Source organism: Nodosilinea sp. FACHB-131, from assembly GCF_014695395.1.
Taxonomy (GTDB): Bacteria; Cyanobacteriota; Cyanobacteriia; order Phormidesmidales; family Phormidesmidaceae; genus Nodosilinea.
Window position 1 is genome coordinate 93,551 of the sequence record NZ_JACJOF010000008.1, and the last position, 23,088, is coordinate 116,638.

17 protein-coding genes are annotated in these 23,088 nt (G+C 55.3%); 10 read left to right on the forward strand and 7 right to left on the reverse strand.

Annotated features, from left to right (window positions below; translation table 11 throughout):
- Positions 1 to 24: 24 nt before the first annotated feature.
- Positions 25 to 576 (reverse strand): hypothetical protein, encoded by a 552-nt coding sequence (locus H6F75_RS05150; RefSeq protein ID WP_190749881.1) that lies wholly within the window; start codon positions 574 to 576, stop codon positions 25 to 27.
- A 1,499-nt stretch (positions 577 to 2,075) separates the two neighbouring features.
- On the opposite strand from H6F75_RS05150, the gene H6F75_RS27975 reads away from it, so the two are divergent.
- Both H6F75_RS27975 and prfC read left to right on the forward strand, forming a co-directional pair.
- Complete coding sequence (locus H6F75_RS27975) at positions 2,076 to 3,170, forward strand: pentapeptide repeat-containing protein (RefSeq protein ID WP_242019698.1); 1,095 nt, start codon at positions 2,076 to 2,078, stop codon at positions 3,168 to 3,170.
- A 92-nt stretch (positions 3,171 to 3,262) separates the two neighbouring features.
- The gene (gene prfC / locus H6F75_RS05160; protein WP_190749885.1) at positions 3,263 to 4,909 is read left to right on the forward strand and encodes a peptide chain release factor 3; all 1,647 of its coding nucleotides are present in this window, start codon (positions 3,263 to 3,265) and stop codon (positions 4,907 to 4,909) included.
- A 72-nt stretch (positions 4,910 to 4,981) separates the two neighbouring features.
- On the opposite strand, the gene H6F75_RS05165 is transcribed toward prfC, so the two are convergent.
- Complete coding sequence (locus tag H6F75_RS05165) at positions 4,982 to 5,665, reverse strand: Mo-dependent nitrogenase C-terminal domain-containing protein (RefSeq protein WP_190749887.1); 684 nt, start codon at positions 5,663 to 5,665, stop codon at positions 4,982 to 4,984.
- Positions 5,666 to 6,570: 905 nt separating this feature from the next.
- Between H6F75_RS05165 and H6F75_RS05170 the strand changes: the two genes are divergently transcribed.
- The 5 genes from H6F75_RS05170 (at position 6,571) to lexA (ending at position 11,174) form a co-directional block, all read left to right on the forward strand.
- Positions 6,571 to 7,653 carry an acyltransferase gene (locus H6F75_RS05170; protein WP_190749889.1) on the forward strand — a complete coding sequence of 361 codons (1,083 nt, stop codon included), beginning with the start codon at positions 6,571 to 6,573 and terminating at the stop codon, positions 7,651 to 7,653.
- A gap of 300 nt (positions 7,654 to 7,953) precedes the next feature.
- The gene (locus H6F75_RS05175) at positions 7,954 to 8,433 is read left to right on the forward strand and encodes a hypothetical protein (protein ID WP_190749891.1); all 480 of its coding nucleotides are present in this window, start codon (positions 7,954 to 7,956) and stop codon (positions 8,431 to 8,433) included.
- A 301-nt stretch (positions 8,434 to 8,734) separates the two neighbouring features.
- Entirely contained in the window at positions 8,735 to 9,388 is a 654-nt protein-coding gene (locus tag H6F75_RS05180) for a hypothetical protein (RefSeq protein ID WP_190749893.1), read from the forward strand.
- A 65-nt stretch (positions 9,389 to 9,453) separates the two neighbouring features.
- Entirely contained in the window at positions 9,454 to 10,338 is an 885-nt protein-coding gene (locus tag H6F75_RS05185; RefSeq protein WP_190749895.1) for a hypothetical protein, read from the forward strand.
- Between the two features lie 209 nt (positions 10,339 to 10,547).
- Positions 10,548 to 11,174: a transcriptional repressor LexA gene (gene lexA / locus H6F75_RS05190; protein ID WP_190749897.1), complete on the forward strand. Its 627-nt coding sequence runs from the start codon at positions 10,548 to 10,550 to the stop codon at positions 11,172 to 11,174.
- Between the two features lie 36 nt (positions 11,175 to 11,210).
- Here the strand turns inward: lexA and H6F75_RS05195 are convergent, their stop codons facing one another.
- The 4 genes from H6F75_RS05195 to H6F75_RS05210 all read right to left on the reverse strand — a co-directional run bounded on the left by H6F75_RS05195 (position 11,211) and on the right by H6F75_RS05210 (position 16,495).
- Positions 11,211 to 12,911, reverse strand: coding sequence for an alpha/beta hydrolase (locus H6F75_RS05195; protein WP_190749899.1), 1,701 nt, complete (start codon positions 12,909 to 12,911; stop codon positions 11,211 to 11,213).
- Positions 12,912 to 13,030: 119 nt separating this feature from the next.
- The gene (locus H6F75_RS05200; RefSeq protein WP_190749900.1) at positions 13,031 to 14,206 is read right to left on the reverse strand and encodes a hypothetical protein; all 1,176 of its coding nucleotides are present in this window, start codon (positions 14,204 to 14,206) and stop codon (positions 13,031 to 13,033) included.
- A gap of 123 nt (positions 14,207 to 14,329) precedes the next feature.
- Positions 14,330 to 14,797 carry a VOC family protein gene (locus H6F75_RS05205; protein ID WP_242019699.1) on the reverse strand — a complete coding sequence of 156 codons (468 nt, stop codon included), beginning with the start codon at positions 14,795 to 14,797 and terminating at the stop codon, positions 14,330 to 14,332.
- Positions 14,798 to 14,815: 18 nt separating this feature from the next.
- Complete coding sequence (locus H6F75_RS05210; RefSeq protein ID WP_190749902.1) at positions 14,816 to 16,495, reverse strand: hypothetical protein; 1,680 nt, start codon at positions 16,493 to 16,495, stop codon at positions 14,816 to 14,818.
- Positions 16,496 to 16,836: 341 nt separating this feature from the next.
- On the opposite strand from H6F75_RS05210, the gene H6F75_RS05215 reads away from it, so the two are divergent.
- Both H6F75_RS05215 and H6F75_RS05220 read left to right on the forward strand, forming a co-directional pair.
- A complete protein-coding gene (locus H6F75_RS05215) occupies positions 16,837 to 17,193 on the forward strand; it encodes an iron-sulfur cluster assembly accessory protein (RefSeq protein ID WP_190749904.1) in 357 nt (118 codons plus the stop codon).
- A 62-nt stretch (positions 17,194 to 17,255) separates the two neighbouring features.
- Positions 17,256 to 17,672 (forward strand): hypothetical protein, encoded by a 417-nt coding sequence (locus H6F75_RS05220; RefSeq protein ID WP_190749906.1) that lies wholly within the window; start codon positions 17,256 to 17,258, stop codon positions 17,670 to 17,672.
- A gap of 79 nt (positions 17,673 to 17,751) precedes the next feature.
- Here the strand turns inward: H6F75_RS05220 and H6F75_RS05225 are convergent, their stop codons facing one another.
- Positions 17,752 to 18,405: a DUF305 domain-containing protein gene (locus tag H6F75_RS05225; RefSeq protein ID WP_190749908.1), complete on the reverse strand. Its 654-nt coding sequence runs from the start codon at positions 18,403 to 18,405 to the stop codon at positions 17,752 to 17,754.
- Positions 18,406 to 18,793: 388 nt separating this feature from the next.
- Here H6F75_RS05225 and H6F75_RS05230 point away from each other — a divergent pair, with 388 nt between their 5' ends.
- A complete protein-coding gene (locus tag H6F75_RS05230) occupies positions 18,794 to 22,792 on the forward strand; it encodes a magnesium chelatase subunit H (RefSeq protein ID WP_190749910.1) in 3,999 nt (1,332 codons plus the stop codon).
- The last annotated feature ends 296 nt before the right edge of the window (positions 22,793 to 23,088 follow it).

A 23,088-nucleotide genomic window follows, 5' to 3' on the forward strand; every position in this document is an offset into this window, starting at 1 on the left:
TCATCCCTAGGGGGGCGTTGGCCGCTAAACCTGACCGCCGGGACAAACCGTAGACCATTGCTCCAGGTTGGCCCTGGCCTGAATGAACCCGGCAAGCTCGCCCCGGTAGGCAATCAGTCGAGCGCGATCGGCGGAGGTGGGCGGCACCAGCACCACCAAACGATCAACCGAGGCGGCGGCGCAGGCCCAGTCGCTGGCTTCTACAGCGGCGGCTAGGTTTGCCTGGCGCTGCGCGATTTCGGCCTGTTTAGCGGCCTCGGCCCGCTCCTGGGCGATGTAGGTCTGCATGTTGCGAACACCGGCGGTGGCGTAGCGATCGCCCGGTCGAAACGTCAAAGCCCGGCGAAAGTTGATCAGGGCTGTGTGGTAGTCTCCCAGCTCAGCGGCGGAGTAGCCGGCCAGCATGGCATAGCGGTAAGACTGCGATCGCGTCTGTTTCAGGCGGCTGTCTAAGCTAAACTCTTCCGCCGTCGGCGTTGGCGTCTTCGCCAGAGCCGGCCCTAGCCCGCCGCTGACCAGGGTTGCCCCGAGGGCTAAACCCACCGCAATTTTGCCCACCATCTCCATTGCTGCCATCCTTGTTGCTGCCTACGCTACACGACCGTTTAGGGTAGCGAATTTTTCGCCTGTCGCGGCACAATCTGTGCGCTGGTTTCTGAACGGGAGCCTAGACACCCTAGGCTATCCAGGTGATTTACAATGGGTTTAGCTAGGGAGAAAATACCAGTTGTGGTTGTTCCAAAGCCTCGCGCTATGCAAATGGTGGTTACAAGAGCTAGCCTTCATGCCCCCAAGCAAGATGCTACCTATTGGCGTAGCCAACCCCACACAGACAGACTAGAAGCTCTAGAGTCTATCCGGCAGCAATACCACCTCTGGAAATACGGTGCTGAACCAAGATTTCAAAGAGTTTGTACAGTCCTTAAACGATAATGAGATGCGCTACCTAGTGATTGTCGCCAACTAGCGTACCCGTATGAGTAGTGCCTTTTGAGGGCAGTTGCGCTTAAATTGGGGGCAACCTACGCGAAGCTACACCCTTGTCAGAGACAGGCCAGTACCAGGGCAAACGTCTGAGCGCTACTGAAGTCACCCGCCTCTACGCCGCCGGAGAGCGTGACTTTCGCGGTGCCGTACTTCGGGGATGCTTTTTGGGCGGGGTAGATCTATCGGATGCAAATTTTAGCAGCGCAGATATTCGCAGCGCAGTTTTCTCTTGCTCAAAATTACGAAAAGCCAATTTCTCAAAAGCCACAGGAGGAATTGGAAAAAGACTAAAGTTCATGCAAGTTTTCATTATACTCTGGCTTGCAACTTTCTCTTTCGCAATTGCAACTGTAATTAGGGATAACTACTTAAAAGAATATACTTTGATAGAGGAATTGGTAAAAGAGCTAGATCATGTCAAGCTAATAACATCAATCTCATTAATATTGACATCTTTTATTTTTATCCAAAAGGGTTTCGGGGCAAAAGCATTGATTACTTTCTCCATAGCTTCATTCGTAGTCAGCCAAGTACTGATAGAATCCTTAGGGCCTGATGTTGCCTTGGGCAACTTATTTATGCTTGGATTTTTTCTCGTGCTCTTGATTGGGGCTCCATCTCTAGTTGCCCCCCGTAACCTAGCCTTAGCCATCATCAGTGCCTCAGCATCGCTGCCAACATTCGCTTCGATTCAGACAATCGGGTTGTTCTTTGCATATTCACTTTATCGTGGAGACGAATATGAAGACTTGTTTGTGGCCCTAGGGGATGCTTGGGGTGCAGCAGCTTTTGTCCTAGTCATCACAATATACGCAATACTTTTTTATCTAGAGCAGGAATTTCTTTTCATATCAAGAATTCTAAGGGCATTTTCGTCATCTTTTGGAACAAGATTTCAGGGCGCTGACTTGAGTGAAGCTGAGTTTTCTTTTGCGTTCTTGGGAGATGTAAGCTTCAATCAAGCAAATCTATTTCAGTCTAGATTTCACGGCGCTAAGGGATTAGGGTATGCTCAGCTAGAAAATACAAATCTTTTTGATTCGCGTGTTCTTAAGCTAATCACCACCCTCAATGGCATCGATCAAGATTTGAGTAATGCCGACCTGCGTGGCGCTAACCTGGCAGGAGCTAAGCTCCACCGGGTCAATCTTACTGGCGCAAACCTCCATGGGGCTCTACTACAATCCGCCGAACTTCACGGGGCAAACCTGTCTGAGGCCAACTGCATCGGCACTGATTTCACCGCTGCCCACCTCACCGGGGCCTGCCTAGAAGCTTGGAACATCGGCAGTACCACCGTCTTTAAAGACATTGACTGCCAGCATGTATTTTTGCGAGAGCAGCCCGACAGTCGGGGCGATCGAGAGCGCCGTCCCCACAACCTCGACAAAGACTTTCAGCCCGGCGACTTTGAAAAATTCTTCAAAGATATGCTCGACACCGTGCAGTTGCTCATCCGCAACGGGGTAAATCCCGACTCGTTTAAGGCCGCGTTTCAGAGCATCATCGAAGCGCACCCAGAAATTACCGCTGACTCCATTCAGGGCTTTGAGCGCAAGGGTGACGATGTACTAGTTACCATTCAAGTGCCCGAGGGCACAAGCAAAGCCGATATTGAGCGCACCTGGGACGAGGTGTATGAAGCCCGCTTAGCTGCTGCCACCGCTGCCGCCCAACTCGAAGCTGAAAAGCGTCGGGGTGATGATCTTAAAGACGTTTCCCTCGGTTTCAGTCGATTTTTGTCTAGCTTTCAAATCAACAATATGAACAATCCTATCAGCACTGGCGACGGCAGCTTCTACGCAGGCGGCGACGTCAAACTATCGAGCAGTATCCTTAACCTGGGGCAAATTAGCGGCCAAGTCACCAATCAGATCGACCAAATTCCTGCCCCCGCAACCCCCGACCAGCTCAACCTGCGCGATATTCTCACTCAGCTCAAAACAGCTGTAGAAGCCGACGCTGAACTCAGCGACGACGAAAGAGCCGAAGCCCTGCAAGCTGTAGGCCGCATTGCCGCCGCAGGCACCGAACCCAACCCCGACGACAAAGCCAAAGGCATCGTCAAACGCGCCGCCGCTACCCTCAAAGGCATGACCGAAACCCTAACCGATGCCTCAAAGCTGGCTGAGGCCTGTACCAAGCTGCTGCCCCTAGTGCTCAGTCTGTTTGCTCTGGTCTAGACTGGCCGCTCAGCATCCCTGTCCATCAAAAACCAGGCCAGCCCGTACAATTAGAAGAAGTATCTATTCACCCGCACGAGTACCGCTAGTCCATGACTGACGCCGCCGTTTCTACTGCCGCCACCTCCGCCGATATTGCCGCAGCGGTAGAGCAACGGCGCAATTTTGCCATTATTTCTCACCCCGACGCCGGTAAAACGACGCTGACCGAAAAGCTGCTGCTCTACGGAGGCGCTATTCAAGAAGCTGGGGCGGTGAAGGCCAAGCGAGCCCAGCGCAGCGCCACCTCCGACTGGATGGAGCTGGAGCAGCAGCGGGGGATTTCGATCACCTCCACGGTGTTGCAGTTTGCCTACGGCGGCTACACCATCAATTTATTGGATACGCCGGGCCACCAAGACTTTAGCGAAGACACCTACCGGACGCTCGCCGCCGCCGACAACGCGGTAATGCTCGAAGACGCCGCTAAGGGTCTAGAGCCGCAAACCCTGAAGCTGTTTGAAGTGTGCCGCATGCGATCGCTGCCCATCTTCACCTTTTTCAACAAGATGGATCGCCCCGCCCGCGAACCCCTAGAGCTGCTGGATGAGATTGAGCAACGGCTGGGTCTGCAAACCTACGCGGTCAACTGGCCGATCGGCATGGGCGATCGCTTCAAGGGCGTGTTTGACCGTCGCCACCAGCAGATTCACCTGTTTGAGCGCAGCATCCACGGCAAAAAAGCGGCCAAAAACACGGTGCTAGATATTGGCGATCCGCGCATTGAAGACTTGCTCGACCAGGACCTCTACTACCAGTTTAAAGAAGAGCTGGAGGTGATCGAAGAAGTGGGGCCAGAGCTAGATCTAGACGCCGTTCACGCCGGGCAGCAGACTCCGGTATTCTTCGGCAGCGCCATGACCAACTTTGGCGTGCAGCTATTTCTTGATGCCTTTCTCGACTATGCCCTCAAGCCCTCGGCCCACAGCAGCACCCTGGGCGAGATTGCCCCCACTAACGAAGACTTCTCAGGGTTTGTGTTTAAGCTCCAGGCAAATATGGACCCCAAACACCGCGATCGCATTGCCTTTGTTCGAGTGTGCTCTGGCAAATTTGAGAAAGATATGGTGGTGAGCCACGCGCGCAGCGGCAAGTCGGTGCGGCTGTCGCACCCCCAAAAGCTGTTTGGCCAGGGCCGCGAATCGCTGGAAGAAGCCTATCCGGGCGATGTGATTGGTCTAAATAACCCCGGTGTGTTTGCGATCGGCGACACCATTTACCAGGGCAAGCGGCTGGAGTACGACGGCATCCCCTGCTTTTCGCCGGAGATCTTTGCCTACCTCAAGAACCCTAACCCCTCTAAGTACAAGCAGTTCCAAAAGGGCGTGTCAGAGCTGCGCGAAGAAGGGGCGGTGCAGATCATGTTCTCCGCCGACGAGTCGAAGCGCGACCCCATTCTGGCGGCGGTGGGGCAGCTTCAACTAGAGGTAGTGCAGTACCGCCTGCAAAACGAGTACAACGTCGAAACCCGCATTGAGCCGCTGCCCTATGCCGTGGCCCGCTGGGTCGACGGCGGCTGGGAGGCTCTTGAAAAAGTGGGTCGACTGTTCAACACTGTTACCGTCAAAGACAGCTGGGACCGCCCAGTTCTCCTGTTCCGCAACGAGTGGAACTGTCAGCAGATTCAATCTGACCACCCCGAACTCAAGCTCAGTGCGATCGCCCCCGTAGTCTCCGGCAAAGAACCCGAAAGTCTCTAGAGCTGAGTGCCAGCCGTCTGCCGCCCCTTCGACTTGACTCAAGGGGCAGCAGACTGGCAAAAGGGCAACCGCTTACAGCAGCGGCGTCACGTCTTCGCCACAGTCGTCAGCCAGGTAAGACAGGGCACGAAAGCGTAGCCCCACCAGCTGCTCGTACAGCGGGTTGATTTTGCACATGGGCGGAATGTGCACCAGCTTTTTGTTGAATAGCACCACATCGCGCTCAAAGGGGCACTGGGAGGGAATCAGTTTGCACACAAACCGGGCCAGGCGCGGGTCGTGCACCTCCAGCTGGTCGAGCCATTCGCGGGCGGGCTTAAGAGGGTCGATTTTGCCTACTGTTGGGGGGCGCAGTTCGGCAGCAATCTCGTCATTTTCAGGTTTGAGACTGTAGATGGTCGATCGCACTGAGCTAAGGACGGTGTCTTGCAAATTCAGCGCCTGGCACAGCGCCTGGAGCTGCAAGTCTTCCTCTACCGAATACACGCCGTCGGCCAGCGCCACCATCACCGCCATCCGCAAAAAGTTCTCGGCCACTTTAGGGTCAGAACCGAGCACCTGCGCCACCTCGGCGGAGGTAACGGGTTCAAAATGCTCAAAATCGAGTTCGGGGGCCAGTTCGTCTTCGGTAATCGCGGTGATTAGCGCCTTCTCATCGTCGTCAAAATCGCCGTCGGCCCAGGCCAGGGTGAGCAGCCCTCGGAGCCAGACCTTAATCTGCTCCTGGGTGTAGGGAGACTGAGTGACTGCGGGCATAGATCCTCCTCAAAAGTCAGTGCGATGGTCACGGCGCAACCTCTTCAACAGGCAAAGGCCTAAGACTCTCTCTGCAGAACCATCGTGGTATCAAAAGCCACAAAGATGGGCAAACAGGCTGTAGCGTTTTAATCTTAGCGCTGCTACTTTAAGACTGCCCTAAGCTAGGGCAGTTTCCCACTGTAGGTGCGGAGTGGAAGCCAATCCAGTAATTATTAGACGACACGGGTAGGGATCCGGCTTTCAGACAAATCGAAGATGAGCTGTGCCGCTAGCCGCTGGGTTGAGATGCTGCAATATCTCTTCCTCATTTTGTGATTGCGGCGAGCGCACCTGCCCTCAAAGGACGAGGAAAACAGAGCGTAAAACCTTTAATACTCCTGTGTTCTGCAAACTGGGGTAGCTGGATTACTATCCTATATCCTAGCCATTGGCTGATTGAATATTCGGGGGTTAGCCGTCTATTGGTGCCCGTACACTCCAAATAGCAACAAGATCTTCGATCCTCGGACAGTTGACTTTTGAAATAAACAGGTTAGCGTAAGATGCCACTGATGCGATCGCTTCTCGTCAACCATAGAGTGAAGTCTTTGTGTATCACACAAGTCATGCACCATTAAGGGAAAAGGGATTGAACTCGCATGTTACTGTTGACTCTCAAAACCTGTCTGGATTGTTGTAGGGAACTACTAGATCCAATTAATTGTCAATCAATTAGACTCTGGCCTTTTGTTGGCGAATAAATCTCTATTTCGCTGTCACTGAATTCTATCTATTGCTCAAGCAAAATTCCGTGTTCCACACAATTTCAGCTATGAATCAAAAAACTTCATATTTTTAACCGCACGCGACGCCATCGAAATCTAGTGGTTTAGATATAATTTATCAAAAATATTGGAAAACCCATGGCCATAGATATACTCAATCTAAACGCTAAGCATGGAAAAGCAAATAGAGAAAGAGTGCGTGGGCTGGACACACTTCGGTTTTTTCTGGCACTATGGGTTGTTTTTGGTCATCTTGGAATTTTTCCGATAGGAATAGACGAAAACAACGTTCTAGGTAAAATATTTGCAGGAATTTACGGCAACTTTTTTTCTGCTCCTGCCGCAGTCATCGTATTTTTTGTTATTTCTGGCTTTTGCATCCACTATCCATTCCGAAACAATAAGAAGCTACTTCTAATTCCTTACTTTGCTCGTCGGCATTTGAGAATCTGGGTGCCTGTCATAGCAACACTTCTGATCGGGCTGCCGCTTGGGGTAAAGCTAACTTTATTACAAAATTCTATCCTGTGGAGTTTGCTAGCAGAAGAAATCTACTACCTAATTTATCCTGGTCTCTTGCTTTTGAGGAGGAGGTTCGGGTGGCGGAACATTCTCATCGCATCCTATATTATGGCCATTTTGGTCATCTTAAGTGACCCTTTGGCAGGCAATTATCCCTCATATGGACCCTATTTGAACTGGGTTTTGGGATTGCCATGCTGGTTGTTAGGCTGTTGTTTGGCAGAAGAAACAGACAGACTGTTCACTTCCGACACACAGCTTAAAGTCAATATCTGGAATTGGCGGCTTGCCGCTTGGTTTCTAAGCTTTACTTGCAGTGCTTTAAGATTTCACTCGCCAATTAAATATCCTTGGACTTTAACTCTGTTTGCTGTTTTCGCTTTCTTCTGGCTAGAAAAAGAGGTTTTATACTATCGAATCAATGCTCCCGTTCCCTTATTTGAAAAGGCGGGTAAAGGTAGTTACTCGATTTACCTTGTTCATCTACTTGGTCCTGCTCTTTATACATATTGGTCACTACCCACGTTTTCGCCCGTCATGCACTGGCTAATACAAATTATATTTACTCTGCTTCTATGCTATGTCTTTTACTTGTTGGTAGAGAAACCTTCTCATCTACTGGCCAGGGCAGTGGCAGAAAAGCTATCTCCTAACTCGTCTAAAACAGCTACAACCCAAGTACGTAAACAGCAGTCTTAGGGCGCATTGTCGGCCCAAGATTTTTAGCTCTCCTCACTTGCCGTTTTAACCCTGAGCGCACCATTCCAATTCTTATTTAGATTAATGGAGGCGATCGCCTCCATCTAGATTTTGCACCCAGGTGGACGCAGCGAGCCAGGGTTGAGATAGCTTTAACTTGCGATCGCCATTTAACCTACTTAAATATCTAGCCCCGGGAGCAAACTAGACTTTTATGGGTTTCTTATCGTTTTTGCTTACCCTCGAAGGAGACTGAGTAGTTTAGTATCTATGCCAAGACCGTCCTCCACGAGGTAAACCATGAGCAATTACACAACCGCAGAACTGCAAACCCTAGTCAAGGCCCCAATGATGACTGGGCTTTCGGTGGCCATGGTTGATATGGGCATTGTCTCTACGGCCATTGAAGCGGCGGCGATGTCAAAACAAATTGCTGGGGCTGCCCAAAAATATCCCACCAACTCCATCATTCAAGCGGCTTTCTCAGAAGAAACCATGAAGAGCAATCAGGTCAAGCTCGACAGGCCTGATATCAAGCCCGAAGATGTCAAATCGGGAGCCATGATCGACAGCGCGATCGCCGACATTAGTGCCGCTCTAACCCTAGTAGACGGCAAAGCCTCTGCTGAGGAGGTTGCTGAGTACAAGCAGTTTGTCTACGACTGCGGTGCCGCTGTCGCCGCTGCGGCTGGTGAAGGGCTGTTTGGTACTGGCAGCAATAAGGTCAGCACCGCTGAAGCTGCCGCTTTGGCCAAGTTTAAGGTGGCTCTGGGCCTCTAAGATGGGGGAGGGGTGCGGTGCGTGACATGTATAGTCTGCGGCAGCCGAGACTTGGGAACCGCCTTAAAGTGAGTATCCAATCAGAAGCGCACTGGAGAGATGGTGCTCGATCAGCCTTAGGGGCGCTACGGTCAAATACCGGTTTGATCTTGCAGACTAGACAAATACCCCGATTACTTTTGGTAAAGGATAATTTTTGCTTACCCAAGCTTTATGTTTCTGTGCCAAGGTCAACGATAATCCCCAAGTAGCCCTAGAGCGTTCTAGGGCGTTTGCTATTTGTCTATTTAAGGAGAAAATTATGAGTTTTACCCGCTGGTTGCGGCGGCTAGCACCCCTCATGGTGTGTCTAGTGCTGCTGGTTAGCGCTTGCACTTCAGCCCCATCTAAATACGACCAGGTGCAAAAAGACACTACTGGTTTTGGTTCTCCTGCGGCGGTCGATAAAAAAGCCGAAAAGGGCGGTACCTTCAATGCCTTTTTCCCTGACAACCAGGACGGCTACAACGTCATTCCCTACCAGGAGAAGAAAGGGTTTGCGGAGTATAAGCTCGAGCAGGATGGCAAGACCGTAGCTATGCTCACTATCAGCGATACCACCAGTGTGCCTGGCTCAGCGGAGAAATACATCACTGCTACCCAGTCCATCAGCGGCTTTCCAACCGTGGAGCAGGGCAGCACCGCCAGCGGGGTGCTGGTGAACGATCGCTACCAGGTCAAGGTGCTCTCTCGCGATCCCTCTTTTACCAAAGAAGACCGGGCAGCCTGGCTACAAAAGTTTGACCTCCAAGGTCTAGCTCAGCTCAAAGGGGCGATTAACCCCGTTGCTAAACCCTCTGCCGCGCTGCCCCAGGCCCCTACCGCCGCACCACCCTCCGCTCGGCCCAAGGATGGGTTTAAGTTGCCCCGGGTGAAGCTGCCGAGTCCGTCTCCCAGTCTTCAGCCTGCCTCTTAATGAGTCAGCAATGCAAACGGCGATGACGGCGATCTAGAAACCAGGGCAGACCTAAGGAGTAAGTTGTGAGCAAAAAAATCTACGAAATTGTCGATAAGCTTCCCACTGGGGGCTTGACCGTGCGGGCGCTGAAGACCCTCGACACCTTTGTGCCCGGTCAGTGGAATAATCTGGTGGGCTTTGACAACACCATCAAAACCGTCACGGGCGAAACTGACCCGGCCATGGTGCAGGCGATTGGCGAACGGGCGATCGCCCTCTTCAACGACAAAAAGCAGGGCTACCAGAGCGCCCTCTGGCTTTACGAAACTGTTGATTCCGCCTCCGGCTTGCTAGGGGCAGCGGCGCTAGCCAACCGCATTGGCCAAGACACCTTCTTGGGCTTTCTCAAAAACCTCTCCCCCAAGCCCGAAAAAGCGCAAACCATCGACCTGGTGGTGAAGCTGGTGGCTGAGGTGGTGGCTTTCTGCAAAATCAGCGGCATCCCCGGCGACAGCCTGGGCGACTTTCTCGCCGCCCTGGGCGACTACAGCAGCGAGTCGCTGGTGCGCATGGCTGCCTTGGTCAGCTTTGACGGCATCATTCCCTTAGGAGCCGACTTTTCGACCAAAGCGCTCAATGCCATCAAGGGCATGGGTGCTAGCGATCTTGAAGCCAATCAAACCTTCAAGGGCATCAAGAACGAAATTCCCGGTGGTAACGACAAGGCTAAGCTCTCCTTTATGACCGAGAGTTTTGAATCGACCAAGGGTTGGATGGACCGCTTTGTGACTGACCACAACATCACCCAGAGCGGTTTGGTTGACAATCTGGGCGGCTTCATCGAAGGCTCTAAGGGCAAGCTCGACTACCTGGGCGCGTTCCTTGATATGTCGGTGAAGTACTACGAGCACACCGGTACCCAAACCCTGGCTCGCCGGTTGATCGAGCGCGCTGTGGCTGAGATCTAGCTTCCTGGCGTAACTATGCTTGGTAAAAACCTAGACTTTTCGCTAGCCAAGTAAACTCAAAAGTTTTGCTCCTGACGCCCGGCTGAGAAAATTCAGCTGGGCTTTTTTGTGACTATGGGCAGCTCCACGCTCTGTACGGAGAACATATGAACCTATTGATACACGGATTACCGAATGGTAATTTAATACAAATGTATTAGTGCTGAGTTATGACTCTTCTCCCCTCAGAGCGCTGTTTGCACGATTGTTTGAAGCAATGGATTGATCTATACGGTTACTCCCCCTCCATTCGAGAGATAAAATCGGCTTTGCCAAAATCCTCCACGTCCTTTGTTCAAGACTTGTTGAATAGGTTGCAGCAGAAGGGGTTCATCGTCAGAGTTCAGGGTCAGGCGCGATCGATTTGCATGCTATACGGTGAGTTGCCCCTAAAAGGAATCGTTCAGGCAGGCTACCTCACGGAGCATCCCGAAAGATTTTTTGAGCGCGTGCGGCTAGACGGCAAGCGTTATCGAGAAGGCGACTACGCCCTCCAAGTTAGCGGCGACAGCATGGTGGATGCCCAAATTCTCGATGGCGACATTGTAGTTGTGCGCCCCACTGAGGACATTTGGGCCATTCGACCTGGCCAGATTGCTGTGGTTTGGCTTGACGGTGAGGGTACTACCCTCAAGCACGTTTACTACAGCGAAGGCGAAACCCAAATTACGCTTAGTCCTGCCAATCCGGCTCACCTAACCCGCACCTTAGAGCGTTCCCAGGTGGAAGTTCAGGGGATTTTGGTCGGCCAACACCGCCTTGATGAGGGCCTCTGGGTTGCTGTAGATGCCGATTGAGATTTCTGAAATTTTTTAGTCTTACTTCAGGTTCGCCTATTCCTCCGATTGATTGTTAGGCAGTTCCAATGGGTTAAGTCTGTCGTCTAGGGGGGTAATCAACTGCTGATCGACCTCGACCCCAGCATTCACCATAAATAGGCGAAAGGGTTCGCCCTGACTGAGGTAAGTGTCGTAGCCCGATCGCAGATACAACCCATACTCAGGCCGGCGGGCCACGTAGCGGCCGACAAAGGCTAGGCCCAGGGCGTTCAGGTAGCGATCGACCACCTCCGGCTCGGCCAGAGTGAGCCCCGGCAAGTTAGACAACAGTTGCGATAGACCCGCGTCTAATGCTGAGACGTCAATATGGGCCTGCCCTTCGATTAGCGCCAGAGAACGACTCTCGGTGGTGTACCACGAAAAGGTGCGAAACTGCTCAAAAACGGCGGGGGTCGCAGGGTCGTGGCTGCCCGCAATCACCATCACCGGCACGTTTACCGCCGCTAGCCCCTCGGGGCCAAAGACGCTGCTGTTGACCGGGTTGACCAGCAGCACCGAGTTAACCCGCGGGTCACGAAAGCGGTAGGTCTCCCGAGGCAGCTCTAGCGCCTGACACTGCAATAGCAGTGACACATTTAGGTAAATGAAGTTGCCATCACACACCTCCTGGAGATGGTCAAAGTTAAGCTCGGCCCCGGCTACCGCTAATGCCGTATAGCCCCCTAACGAGTGCCCTCCCACCCCCACCTGATCGAGCTTAAGCCGCCCCTCAAACTCTGTGGGGTTGAGCCGCTCTAGCTCGTTGAGCACAAAGGTAATGTCGAGGGGGCGATTGATAAACTCCTCCACCTCAAACACATCGCTGCTAAGGCCCGCCTGAAAGTCAGCCACCTGCTGCCGGTCACTGCCGGGATGCTGGGGCAGCACCACTACAATGCCGTGGGAAGCCAGGTGAGAGGCCCACTGATGCCGCGCCTCAGGGCTAGAAGTGAGCCCGTGGGAAAATACCATCACTGGAGCCTGGCCGCGCCATTGGCGGGGGCGCACCACATCCACATAGAGCTGGCGATCGCGCTGGGTATCGGTCAGCTCAAACCGCTGAATTTGCACCCTCGCCGGGCCGGGAACAGTTAAATCAGCCAGGCTGGTATAGTCGATGGCAGGCTGCTGAGCGGCCTGGCTAACCGTGATCTGCTCCAGCTGAACAATCGAATCGGTGGTGGCATTGACGATACGCTCAACGGCGCTGGCCACCGCCTGGGCATCGTTGAGCCTGATCTGCATATCGGTGGGCAGCGATCGCACCACGTTGATAGCCGACAGCCCCTCCGGCGAATTTGCTGCCTGAATCAGCGCCGCCCGCAGCGACAGCTTGCCGTTGCCACCAGCACGGGTCTTGAGGATTACCCCTACCTGATCCAGCAGCTCTTCGCCTAGGTTGGTGTAGAGAAAACGAGACAGCAGCACCCCGTCTACCTCTAACGGGCGATCGAGGTTTTGGCGCAGTTGAGCCACTTCGGCCTCGCTCAACCCAACTAAATCGACGTAGAAGGCCAGATCATCGGTGAGTTCTCCTGTCTCAATCAGGGTTTCGAGGGAGCTGGTGCTCACCGATCGCTCTACCGGGCCGTAGCTAAAGAAAATTTCTTCCGCCGCCTGCACCGGCAGCCCGCTCAGCAAGGTCAATCCCAAACTTAGCCCGCCCAAAGCCAAGATTCGAGGCCGCAGCCATCTCCCGACAGGTTGCCAGGTCATGCCGTCACTCCAAAAATGTTACTAAGAGCTGCCCCTACTCAATTGTTACTCAGGACTCTATCTCTTTGACTCTGCCTCTGAGCGGAGTCGAAGGGGCTGACCATGTACCCACCTACCCACTACTGTGTGCGCCAGTCCGCATCTACTGATCGCAGCCGCCGCAGAATCACCATGTTTGGCCCCACCACCGGGTTGCGGGCTACCACCACGCCCTCGGGGTCGCGCAGTTGCAGGGTGCCAAATTTGAGCCCCTGGGCCTGGGCATAGATGTCTTGGGCTACGTCGTTTTGCTGGCTGGTCAGCAGGCCGTACCAGGTTTCGGCCACATTCACGCCCAGGGTATTTTCTGGCAGGTTGACCTCCACCGATTGAATGAGCCCCGCTCCATAGGAGCGGCTAATGCTGCTAACCCGGTTTTGAATATCGGTAATTAAACTCTGCTCGGGCGTAGGTTCAATTACGGGCGCGGGGGCCGAGACGGGCGGCTCTGCGATGGGGACGGGGGCCGCAAACAGGTCGTCAACATCAGGGTCTGCCGCCGTAATTTGAGGCAAGGGTTCTGAGGCTATAACAGGTTCGCCTCGCCTCGCGCCCAAGGGGTTCCAGAGGGCCAACAGCAGCATCAGCAGGCCTAGGGCAATGGCGGTCAGCATGCCGTCTGAGAGCTGCCGCTGAAGATCGGGGGGCAGCTGCGATCGCACCCACCGCAGCCCCTTCTTCCACAGGGTTGCCCCCTCGGCTAGCAGCAGCAGCAGTTGGTCAACCACACCTAGCTCCTTCGGTTGGTAGGGGATGCCGGTATCGGCCCAGATATCTTCTGCCGGAGCCACTGGCCGGACACGGTTGTAGGCGGCTCTGTCAGGCATTTGACGCCGGCCAATGTCTATGGGCTGAGGCTCTGGGGTCGGCACCGGCAGCGGATCTTCTAGATCTTCTAAATCGCTGTCAGTCCAGGGGGCGGGGTCTAGCGAGGCAGCGCGACCGTTGTCTGGGGTGGTGCTGTAGGGGGGAGCGTTGTCAGCTTGACCAGAGGCGCGATTGTCCTTCGGACCCGTTTGGCGATCGCTAAACACTGGCTCTGCTGGAGCAGCCTCCCCGCCCAAATCTTGTCTGGCCAGCTCGGCAACGTCACTGTCGACGGCCTCAAGGGGTGCAGAGTCTTCCCCAGCCTCGGCGCTGGTGTTCAATTTGGGGGATGCTAGCCCATCACTATCTCCTTGCCCCGCTCGACCGGTGTTGCGTGGGGGCGGAATGGGCGGAATCTCTGGGGGAAAGTTGGGATCTTGGGATGTCATGGGTTAGCCCACTTGGCCACGATTACCAAAAAATGCTGCGGGGGTTAGGCCCCAAAGGCCGTACCCTCTCAATACTGCCACGTTTCCCAAAGATCTTAGGGCAGAAATCTGCGGGCCAAGCACTCAGCCTGGCTCGGCAGGACCCTGGTGCAAAATCAGCCGATTGCCGTCGGGGTCGTAGGCATAAACCTCGCGACCGTGGGAGGCCGTCAGCACAGGGCCAGGGGGCGCACAGCCTAGGTGGGTGAGGCGGGCGATCGCCCCGGCCAAATCCGTCACCTCTAAGCACAGACTCATCGCGCCACTGCTATGGGCAGCAAACTGAGCTACCTGGTCAGTTTTGGGCTTAAAAATCGCTAATCTCAGCCCCGGTAGCTGAAACTCGGCGTAGCGATCGCGCTGGTAGGGCTGGGCCGCCTGATGGAGCAGTTCGCCATAAAAGCCTACCAACTGCTCAAAATTCGCGCTGGCTATGGCTACAAAAGCACTGGTGCAGCCTATAGATGCCTCGGCCAAAGCCTTCTCCACTAGGATTTTCTCAATAATCCGTGAGTCAGCGGTGGGCATTGCCCACCCTACTCCCTGATCCATCTATCCCTTCACTGCTCCCTAGTCCAGCTCCCACTCCGTTGCATACTGCAACATCAGCGGCGGCAGGTGTAAGTCCTTGGGTGTCTTGCAGCGGGCTTCAAACACGCCCAAAATATCCTTCACGCTAGGCTTGCCCTTGCTGCTGCCGGTAATGCCGCTGGCAATGATGACTGCACAAGACCCGTTACACTCCCGCTGCCAGGTATTCCAGCGCTCTAGCAGGTGGCGATCGGTGCTGCCGTTGGTTTCGTATTCGGCGAACAGGTGCAGCTCGCCATCGCCGGTTTGTAGCATGCCCAGCTCAAAGGCTTCGCCGCTAAAGGGGTCGCTGCCGGGGTTAAAGCACACAGCCTGCACGCCCTGGGCCTCTTGCAGTTGCTGGATCAGGGTCTTGGCCTTGGGGCGTGAGGTTTGAATCAGCACCACCGGCAGATCGGGGGAGTCAGCGGTGCCATTGTGGGTCCATTTGCCCTCTAGGCCCTGAAAGGCGATCGCCGAGTCATGGCGCAGATCGTTGAGCACTTGCTGCTGAAACTGAGTGAGGATGATGATCGCCCCCTCGGGCACATAGTCGTCGCGCAGCACCGGAAAATTAACCAGGCCCTCGGGGCCGTCGTCGCCGAAGACATCATCGGCGTCGGCGGCCAGCTCTGCGGTCACTTCGGGCAGGGTTTTAACCGTCACCTTCAGCGGCGACGCGCCACCATTTTTCTCGGGGTTAGGGATTTTGTAGCTACTCTGGAGCGCCTTGAGGGGAGGCTTTTCGAGCTGAGCTCGGTAGCGAGTGATAAAGCGCTGCAGAGCCTCCAGCACCACCAAAAACGTCGCTCCTTCTTCGTCGGCGAGCTGGCTGCGCATGCCCTCTAGGGGGTGAATGCTGCCAAAGTCGGGCTGCACTGCCTCAGGGGCTGAGGCCAGCCAGCTCGCTGGCTGGGGCATGTTGGGGAAAGGTTCGTCGTCAAACAGCTCAAAGTTGAGAAACAGGCAGTCTTGCTCTAAAAAGGCTTCCTGCATCTGCTTGGGCGACTGCTGCCCCATCAGCACCCGCTGGCGAAACTGCTTGAGCGAGTCGAGGGAGCGGTACATCAGCAGGCCATACTCCACGCCGCCCATACCCAGCATCGACACGTAGAGGGTTTCGAGATCCCAGGTGTTTAGCTCCACGGCTAGCACCTGCTGCTCGTTGAGGGTGTTCCAGGGGGCGAGTTCCCAAATCTCCATGGCCTTGTCGAGCATGGCCTCGGCGTAGCGAGGGGGCAGCTCGGCCTCGGTCATCTCGGCCGACTGCTGGAGAGCGTTGAACAGCTCGTCGATCAGGGGCAGCTCGGGGGCGTAGTCAATGGCGATATCGAGCCCCTGGAGCGCCCCCCGCAGATAAAACTGAATTTCGCGATCGCTGACCACAATCTTGTGCGGCCGCGCCGGGGCCAGGTTGCCCTGGGGTGACTCGATCGCCTGTAGCAGCGTGCGCACTACCGGCTCGTAGCCGCAGGTGGTGGGCACAATGGTCAGCCCCCGCACCGCGCCGTGGCTGCTGTCCACCCAAAGAATGCAGTCGCTGGTTTCGGTATGGCGCTGGCGCAGGCCGCCGTCGTCATCCATCAAACCGCCCACCGAACGGCGATCGCCCTCCCATACGCTTGCTACACGGGGCAGCCGCTTCAGGCGATCGATGGTAATGCGGTTCAATCGAGTCATGGGCTAACGATAACGACAGATGGAACAAATGGTTAGGCGACCGCTGGCTTGGGCACAGCTTTGGTCAGCATAGCCAAGTTTAATCATCAACTGCCCACAGCAACTCAACCGCGAGCCCTTCAGTGCAGTCCCCTAAGTTGAGATACTGCACCTCGGCTAGCATCCCTCCTAGGGCAGGGGAAGCTCGGAGCGGCTGCTATAAACTATAGAAATTCTTGACGGTATCAGCTAAGCCTAGACGACGAAAGTGTTAGATTTCAAAACAATTTGGCCTGCTCTAGCTGCGGTTGGGGTGACTCTGTTTATGATGGTAGAAGCTGTACTTACATCGAAAGGTTGCAATGGCTCAAGCCACCGAACAAACCCGAGGCATTTTGATGTCGGAAACGGCCCTGCGGCACGTTAAGGCTCTCCAGCAGTCCCAGGGCAACAAAGAGCTCTGCCTGCGAGTAGGGGTGCGCCAAGGCGGCTGCTCTGGCATGTCCTACACCATGGATTTTGAAGACCCTGCCAACATCAATGAACACGATGAAGTCTATGACTACGACGGCTTTCGCGTGATCTGCGACAAAAAGAGTCTGCTGTACCTCTATGGGCTCATGCTCGACTACAGCGACGCGCTGATCGGTGGCGGTTTCCAGTTTACCAACCCCAACGCCGTCCAGACCTGCGGCTGCGGCAAGTCCTTCGGGGCGTAGAGACACCCCACGGGGCTACACTATATGCTTTGCTGGATATCGCTCTAGATAGTTCATAGACCATGACTCAAACCGTAGAAACCCTGTTCGATGAGGGCATCGAGCGCTACAAAAAGGGCGAAGATCCCGCTGAGCTGATTCCTGTGTTCAAGGAGGTGTGCGATCGCGCTCCTAAGAGTGCTGCCGCCTGGGCCTGCCTGGCCTGGCTCTACCTGCTCACCGACAAGCCCAACGCCGGCCTCAAAGCAGCCCAAAAAGCCGTCAAGCTCAACCCTCAAGATCCTCAAGGACGGGTAAACTTAGCGGTGGCTATGCTCGACTCGGGTAAGCCCGGTGTGCGCGAGCATGTCGAAATCGCTAGCCAAGTGATGACCGTCGCCGACGACCTGAAACAGGAAGTCATGGACAGTATCAATGACGGTCTGGTTCGCAAGCCCGACTGGAAGAGCCTGTCGCGCGTTAAGCAGTGGCTTGAGTAGTTAGGTCGATGGGGTAAGCCCTTGTTCCCCCAACCGTTGCGCAAGCGCGCCCCCGATCGATCGGGGGCGCGCTTGCGAGTTATTGCCCGTACCATGCCTGTCGCCACTGCGTCATCTGGTCGATTTCAGCCTGCTGAGAGGTAATGATCTCGTCGGCTAGGGTAAGCAACTCAGGCCGGCTACTCTTCTCCTTCAAATCCTCCGCCATCGCTACAGCTCCCTCATGGTGAGGAATCATCGCGTTGATAAAGCGTAGGTCGAACTCGTCATCGGCTCCGGCTAAATCCATATCCATGCGCATAGAGCTAATCATTTCCTCGCTCATAGCCATGTCGTGCTTCATTTCGGCGTGGTACATCATCGGCTCGGCAGGGGCATCAGGGTACCATTCGGCCCGCCACTCCTTCATCTGGGCAATCTCTACCTGCTGGGCTGCAATGATGTTTTCTGCTAGCTGGCGAATCTCGGGTCTCTGGGAGTTCTCCAGTGCCGCTTCGGCCATCACCACGGCGCCCTCGTGGTGAGGCGTCATGCCGTCGATAAAGCGCAGGTCGTAGGTAGCGTCGGCTGGGCCTAAATCCATCCCGTGACCGCTGTGCATCATCTGCTCTTCAGCCCTGTCTCCAGCGGTATGACCTTCGTGCATGGCTTCCATGTTGCTAGTGCCGCAGGAGGCTAGCGGTACCAGGGTAGCCAGGGCTAGCATCGTCGCTATAGGCTGTCTCAAACGCATAGTTCGTCTCCCAAATGCCTGATGTTTCAAGCCTACACATTCCAGCCCGCTGTAGAGTCAAGGGCTGAGTGAGCAAGATATATTTCCTTGTCCAGCATTTAATTAATATTTTGTTACGAAATCGAGAGGAGTGATCCCGCCGTACTGTAAATTTTGTTAACAAAGCCCAGACTGATTTATTTCAAATTGTGTCACCTAAACGCTCGAATCCTTATCTGGCAAGGTTTTCTGATACAAACATGAAAGACATCACTGATTTTGCTTTCATTACGAAATATTTCCTACACAAGCCCCAGAGTCTGCCAGCAGTTTGCCCTGCTCACTGCTGCTGATTCTGCGCCCGCAGCCTTCTCATCCCCAGACTTAGCCGCGAAAGGAGTTTTACTGCATGTTCACCCACGTCAAGCCCACTGTTCGCCACATTGCCCCCGATGACCTCAACGGGCGGCATCTGGTTAAGGTGGTCTATGTGGTTCTAGAGCCTCAATACCAGAGCTCTTTGTCTTCGGCCATCCGGTCGATCAACGCCAGCAACTCTCAAGTAGCCTTCGAAGTCAACGGCTACCTGATTGAAGAACTGCGCGACGCCAACAACTACGCGGCGTTCAAGCAGGATGTGGCCGAGGCTAACGTATTTATTGCCTCGCTGATCTTTATCGAAGACCTAGCCGACAAGGTTGTTGAAGCGGTTGCCCCCCTTCGCGATGGCCTCGATGTGGCTGTGTGCTTCCCTTCTATGCCCCAAGTCATGCGCCTCAATAAGATGGGCAGCTTCTCCATGGCCCAGCTCGGCCAGTCGAAGAGCATGATCGCCTCCTTTATGAAGAAGCGGAAGGAGAAGTCCGGGGCGGGCTTCCAAGATGCGATGCTGAAGCTGCTGCGCACTCTGCCCACGGTGCTTAAGTATCTGCCGGTCGAGAAGGCCCAGGATGCCCGCAACTTTATGCTCAGCTTCCAGTATTGGCTGGGCGGTTCCCCCGAGAACCTGGAAAACTTCTTTCTCATGCTGGCCGATCGCTACGTGATCACCGACAGCCAAATTGAGGGTGCTCCCCAGCCCGAAAGCCTCGATTACCAAGAGCCCGTCACCTATCCCGACATGGGCATCTGGCACCCCATGGCGCCGCACATGTTTGAGGACATCAAGGAGTACCTCAACTGGCACGCCTCCCGCCGCGACATTTCTGAGGATCTCAAAGATCCCCTTGCTCCTACCATTGGTCTGGTACTCCAGCGCACCCACCTAGTGACTGGAGACGAGGCCCACTATGTGGCCATGGTGCAGGAGTTTGAGTACTTGGGCGCGAAGGTGATTCCCGTGTTTGCGGGCGGTCTAGATTTTTCTAAGCCCGTGAATGCCTACTTCTTTGACCCGGTAGACAATACCAAAACCATTGTCGATGCTGTGGTTTCCCTCACCGGCTTTGCCCTGGTGGGCGGCCCGGCCCGGCAGGATCATCCCAAGGCGATCGAAACACTCAAGCGCCTCAACCGCCCCTATATGGTGGCGCTACCCCTGGTCTTTCAAACCACCGAGGAGTGGGAAGACAGTGACCTGGGCCTGCACCCTATTCAGGTGGCGCTGCAAATGGCGATTCCTGAGCTGGATGGGGCGATCGAGCCGATTGTGCTCTCGGGCCGCGACGGTCTGACCGGACGGGCAATTTCGCTCCAGGATCGGATTGAATCCATTACCCAGCGGGCAATGAAGTGGGCCAACCTGCGCCGCAAGCCCAAGCTCGACAAAAAGCTGGCCATCACCGTCTTCAGCTTCCCCCCCGACAAAGGTAACGTGGGTACCGCCGCCTACCTGGACGTATTCGGTTCTATCTACAAAGTGCTGGAGGCGATGAAGCAGAACGGCTACGACGTGCAGGATCTGCCCGAGTCGCCCCAAGCCCTGCTCCAGGAAGTCATCCACGATGCCCAGGCCCAGTACGCTAGCCCCGAGCTGAACATTGCCTACCGCATGCCCGTGCGCGAGTACCAGGCCCTGACCCCCTACGCCGAGCGCATGGAAGAAAACTGGGGGCCACCGCCGGGCAACCTGAATACTGACGGCGAGAACATGCTGGTTTACGGTAAGGCCTTTGGCAATGTGTTCATCGGCGTGCAGCCTACCTTTGGCTACGAGGGCGACCCCATGCGGCTGCTGTTCTCCCGCTCCGCTAGCCCCCACCACGGCTTTGCCGCCTACTACACCTACCTGAATAAAATCTGGGGTGCGGATGCAGTGCTGCACTTTGGCACCCACGGGTCGCTGGAGTTTATGCCCGGCAAGCAGATGGGCATGTCGGGCACCTGCTACCCCGACAACCTGATCGGCAGCATCCCCAACCTCTATTACTACGCCGCCAACAACCCCTCCGAGGCCACGATCGCCAAGCGCCGCGGCTACGCCGAGACTATCAGCTACCTCACCCCTCCTGCTGAGAATGCGGGTCTCTACAAAGGACTCAAGGAACTGAGCGAGCTGATCGGCTCCTACCAGAGCAACAAGGAGAGCGGTCGGGCAGTGCAGATTGTCAACGCCATCATCGAAACCGCGCGGATCTGCAACCTGGACAAGGATGTGGAGCTACCCGAAGGCGATACCGGCGAACTCTCTAACGAAGAGCGCGACGGCTTAGTGGGCAAGATCTACATCAAGCTGATGGAGATCGAGTCGCGGCTGCTGCCCTGCGGTCTGCATGTGGTGGGCAAGCCGCCTACAGCCGAGGAGGCGATCGCCACGCTAGTCAACATCGGCAGCCTCGATCGCGAGGAAGACGGCATCAAGAGCCTGCAGCGACTCATCGCTGAGAGCATTGGGCGGGATATCGATGACATTTACGGGAATAGCGATCGCGGCCACCTTGCCGATGTTCAACTCCTCTACGACATCAATCAGGGTGTTCGTGCCGCTATCTCCGCCCTCGTCCACGAGCAGATCGACGCCGAAGGGCGCGTTTCCATGGTGTCGCGGCTCAACTTCCTCAATATTGGTCGCAAAGAACCTTGGATCAGAGCTCTCCATGAGGCGGGCTACAAGAACGTCGACGCCGATGCCATCAAACCCCTGATGGAATACCTGGAGTTCTGTCTTGAGCAGGTCTGCGCCGACAACGAACTGGGCGCACTGCTGCAAGCCCTCGAAGGCGAATACCTGCTCCCCGGCCCCGGCGGCGACCCGATCCGCAACCCTGATGTGCTGCCTACCGGCAAAAACATCCACGCCCTCGATCCCCAGTCCATCCCCACCACCGCCGCCGTGCAGTCGGCCAAAATCGTGGTGGACAGATTACTGGAGCGCCAGCGGCAGGAGAACGGCGGAGCCTATCCTGAAACCATTGCTACCGTGCTCTGGGGCACTGACAACATCAAAACCTACGGCGAGTCTCTTGCCCAGATGATGTGGTTTGTCGGCGTCAAGCCTGTGCCCGACTCTCTGGGCCGGGTAAATAAACTGGAGCTGCTGTCGCTGGAAGAACTGGGCCGCCCCCGCATCGACATCGTGGTCAACTGCTCTGGGGTATTCCGCGATCTCTTCATCAACCAGATGGCCCTGCTCGATCGCGCCGTGAAAATGGCCGCCGAAGCCGATGAGCCCTTGGAGATGAACTTCGTCCGCAAGCATGCCCTAGAGCAAGCGGCAGAAATGGGTCTCTCGGTGCGCGAAGCCGCTACCCGCATCTTCTCCAATGCTTCGGGTTCTTATTCCTCCAACATCAACCTGGCGGTGGAAAACAGCACCTGGGAGAACGAGGCCGAACTCCAGGAGATGTACCTGAAGCGCAAGTCCTTTGCCTTCAACTCCGATAACCCTGGCGTCATGGATAGCAACCGGGGTCTGTTTGAGTCGGCCCTGAAGACTGCCGAGGCCACCTTCCAAAACCTCGATTCGTCAGAAATCTCTCTCACCGATGTGTCGCACTACTTCGACTCTGACCCCACCAAGCTGGTGGCTAGTCTGCGCGATGACGGCAAAGCTCCGGCCGCCTACATTGCCGACACCACTACCGCCAACGCCCAGGTGCGTACCTTGTCAGAAACGGTGAGACTAGATGCCCGCACCAAGATGCTCAACCCCAAGTGGTACGAGGGCATGCTCTCCCACGGCTACGAAGGGGTGCGCGAGCTGTCGAAGCGCCTGGTGAATACTATGGGCTGGTCGGCTACGGCGGGCGCCGTCGATAACTGGGTCTATGAGGACGTGAACACCACCTTCATTCAAGACCCGGAGATGTGCAAGCGCCTGATGGATCTCAACCCCAACTCCTTCCGCCGCATGGTGTCAACTCTGCTGGAAGTGAACGGGCGCGGCTACTGGGAAACCAGCGATGAAAACTTGGAGAAGCTGCAAGAGCTCTACCAGGAAGTGGAAGACCGGATCGAAGGGGTGGAATAGACCCTAGCTGTGGGCTAACAAAAAGGGGTGGGCGCAAGCCCACCCCTTTTTGCTGAACGGTGTCCCCCACGACGCGGTGGGCAGGGTCAGGATATCCACCGCGATCGCCCAGAGCTGCGCCATTATCGCGCCTACTAACGCTGCGATCGCTGTAACCTGGTCTTTGTGCGGCCTGACAGCTTATATTGCAGTCGAAGGTGTAATTAGGACAATATAGAGGGAAGTGCGTCTACTGTACCCCCACGTCTGATGCCAGCCGCTTATAGTGATGACCTCCGTAACAAAGTGCTTGCTGC